This window comes from Pseudomonas sp. SIMBA_041 (assembly GCF_046535095.1).
Taxonomy (GTDB): Bacteria; Pseudomonadota; Gammaproteobacteria; order Pseudomonadales; family Pseudomonadaceae; genus Aquipseudomonas; species Aquipseudomonas mucoides.
Window position 1 is genome coordinate 1 of the sequence record NZ_JAWRXJ010000702.1, and the last position, 249, is coordinate 249.

The 249-nt window shown below is 66.3% G+C and carries 1 pseudogene; it reads right to left on the reverse strand.

Going from position 1 to position 249, the window contains the following annotated elements:
* Window positions 1-30: 30 nt before the first annotated feature.
* A pseudogene (locus SB725_RS32910) lies at window positions 31-249 on the reverse strand (metal ABC transporter permease); the annotation flags it as partial.

The following is a 249-nucleotide window of genomic DNA, read 5'->3' on the forward strand; positions in this document are numbered from 1 at the left end:
GTGTTTCGGGTTGGGTTCGAAGAAATCGCTTCAACGGCGGCTGTAGTGCGCCACCAGGCGGTCACCGGTCATCTGCAGGGCCTGCACCAGCACCAGCAGCAGGACCACGGTGACCACCATCACATCGGTCTGGAAACGCTGGTAGCCGTAGCGGATGGCCAGGTCGCCCAGGCCGCCGCCACCGATCACCCCGGCCATGGCGGTGTAGTCCACCAGCACGATGGCGGTCACCGTGACCGCCGCCAGCAG